Below are 2,584 nucleotides of genomic sequence, written 5' to 3'. Positions count from 1 at the left end.
GCCCGCCGTGGTGGCGCGCGCCGCGCGCGTGCGGGACACCCCTGCCGGGCGGGTCGGGAGCCGGTCGATCCTCGTCGAGGTCCCGGAATCCGACGCCGCCCGGTTGGCCTCCACGGCCGCCGGAACGCCACTGGCTGTGCTGGTGCACGGATGACGGGACGCAGCGCCAGATCGGCGGAGCGGCAGAGGACGCTAGTGCCTCGGCGGGGCCAATCGTGCTGGTAACGTCTCTGCAGTCCAGTTCGGGACGCACGACCACGCACGTGGTGGACCACACCGCGTCACCAGAGAGGGGTGCAGGATGCTCAAGGGCTTCAAAGACTTCATCATGCAGGGCAACGTGATCGACCTGGCCGTCGCCGTGGTCATCGGCACGGCGTTCGCGTCGATCGTCGACGCCTTCACCAGCGCGATCATCAACCCACTCATCGCCCTGCTCGGCGGGAACAGCGAGATCGGGTTCGCCGTCCAACTACTGGACAACAACCCCGAGACCAGGATGGACTTCGGGTTGCTACTTACCGCGATCATCAACTTCCTGCTGATCGCCGCGATCATCTACTTCGTCCTGGTGGGGCCGATGAACAAGATGAAAGAGGCCGCCGCCAAGCGCAAGGGCATCGACGCCCCGGCCTCGGACAACGACCTCCTCGTGGAGATCCGCGACCTCCTCGCGGGTCGCCCGCTCACCCATCCGTCGGACCCGCGGAGCACGTCCGGCGAGTCCTGACACCACGCCCCGCCGCGGGGCCCCCGTCACCCGGAACCGGACCTCAGCGCCGGACCTGAGCGCCGGCACCCGGCGACCCCGCCGACACCGCTGATGCGGGTCTCACCCGTGGTGGGGAGGGCGTTGCTCCCTCCACCAGTCGTCCCCGAGCCGGGCGTCGAGGTCACGGGCCTCGTCGGACGTGGTCCGCGGCAGGGTCTCGCCGAACACGTCGTCGATCCGGGCGCTGCTGTACGAAGCGCTGGTGATCGGGGCGCTGGAGTCCTGTGCCCTGCGGTCCGGGGCGCCGTCGGTCACAGCTCGTCTATCGCCGACAACTGCGCCACCACGTACGAGACGAGCGGGCACAACGTGGCCATCCCGTCCCGGATGGCCGCGCGGCTGGGCGCGAGGTTGGCGACCACCGTACTGCCGGACACCCCGACCAACCCACGGGAGACGATCGAGTCGACCGCGCCGGCCGTGAGACCCGACGACCGGATGGCCTCGGCGATGCCGGGCAACCGCTGATCGAGGATCTCCTCCGTGACCTCGGGGGTGATGTCCCGTGGACCGACCCCGGTACCACCCACGGTCACGACGAAGTCGAAGCCGCCGACCACCGCGGTCTCGAGGGCCTTGCGGACCTCGGACTCGTCGGACGCCACGCCGACGACGCCGCCGACCAGGAAACCCTCCTCCTCGAGCAGCTCGGTGACCAACGGACCGATCGAGTCCTCGCGCTCATCCAGCCGGTCGGTGACCACCACGACCATCGCGCGACCCGCGATGGGGGTGTCCGCCGGGACGGCGGCCGAGGGGTCGAAATCCACGTCCGTCTGGATCCTGCGCCCACCGGGCAGAGACCTCGGGTCGAATCTCGTGCTCATCTCGCCTCTCCCAGTACCACGTCGACAGTCGTCGGCTGATCGCCCACACGAGCAGCATAGGTGACGGAGATCGTCTCCCCCGGAGCCCTCGACCGGATCGCGGCGACCAGCGCGTCGCCGCTCTCGATCAGCCGCTCCCCGACCATGGTGATCACCGCCCCCTCCTCGATGCCCGCCTGAGCGGCGGGGCCTCCCACCTCGGTGGTCCGGACCAGCGCACCGTCGATATCGGGTTGGTCGCTCACCGAGACCCCGAGGACCGCACGGGTGGCGAACCCCTGCTTGATCAACTGGTCCGCGATCCGCCGGGCCTGGTCGACCGGGATCGCGAAGCCCAGGCCGATCGATCCCGAGTTCCCCGAGCCCAGCGAGGCGATGGCGGAGTTGATGCCGACCAGCTCACCGTTCATGTTGACCAGCGCGCCGCCGGAGTTGCCCGGGTTGACCGCCGCATCGGTCTGGATGGCGTCGATCACCGTGTTCTGGTCGGACTGCGCGCCGCCCGCCCGTACCGGCCTGTCGAGCGCGGAGACGATGCCGGTCGTCACGGTGCCGGACAGGCCGAGCGGGGAACCCACCGCCGCGACGGCCTGCCCCTCGTCCAGGTTCGAGGAGGACCCGAGCGCGATCGGGGTGAGCGACCGGTCGGTATCCGCCCTGATCACGGCGATGTCCGTGGCGGGGTCGGTGCCGACGACCGTCGCCGGCGCCCTCGACCCGTCGTTGAAGCGCACCTCGATCTGGCCGCCGGTCGCCGCCATCGCGATGACGTGGTTGTTCGTGATGATCAGACCGTCCTGGGCCAGCACCACGCCGGATCCCTCACCGCGTCCGGTCTGCCCGCGGACGTCGATCGAGACCACGCTCGGCAGGACCTTGTCGGCGACGGACTCGACCGTGCCGTCCGGGGCCTCACCCTCGGGCTGGACGGCGGTGATCGGGGAGGCGAGGCTCCCGCTGCCTCCGCCGCCCGCCACCGTGGCAC

The 2,584-nt window shown here is 70.4% G+C and carries 4 protein-coding genes; 1 reads left to right on the top strand and 3 read right to left on the bottom strand.

The features are described from left to right. The first annotated feature begins 301 nt into the window (after positions 1-301). Positions 302-730: a large conductance mechanosensitive channel protein MscL gene (gene mscL / locus G6018_RS10020; protein ID WP_182615901.1), complete on the top strand. Its 429-nt coding sequence runs from the start codon at positions 302-304 to the stop codon at positions 728-730. A gap of 102 nt (positions 731-832) precedes the next feature. On the opposite strand, the gene G6018_RS10015 is transcribed toward mscL, so the two are convergent. From G6018_RS10015 to G6018_RS10005, 3 genes are all read right to left on the bottom strand, one after another. Next, positions 833-1,027: a hypothetical protein gene (locus G6018_RS10015; RefSeq protein ID WP_179523158.1), complete on the bottom strand. Its 195-nt coding sequence runs from the start codon at positions 1,025-1,027 to the stop codon at positions 833-835. Continuing rightward, on the bottom strand, positions 1,024-1,599 hold the full coding sequence (locus G6018_RS10010) for a molybdenum cofactor synthesis domain-containing protein (protein ID WP_182615899.1): 576 nt from the start codon (positions 1,597-1,599) through the stop codon (positions 1,024-1,026). The genes G6018_RS10015 and G6018_RS10010 overlap by 4 nt, the downstream gene beginning before the upstream one ends. Continuing rightward, positions 1,596-2,584, bottom strand: a 989-nt coding sequence (locus tag G6018_RS10005; RefSeq protein ID WP_182639516.1) for a trypsin-like peptidase domain-containing protein, incomplete at its 5' end; no start/stop codon positions are given. The genes G6018_RS10010 and G6018_RS10005, both read right to left, overlap by 4 nt.

The organism is Dietzia sp. DQ11-44 (assembly GCF_014145205.1).
Taxonomy (GTDB): domain Bacteria; phylum Actinomycetota; class Actinomycetes; order Mycobacteriales; family Mycobacteriaceae; genus Dietzia; species Dietzia natronolimnaea.
This window is presented reverse-complemented; position numbering and strand designations above follow the sequence as displayed.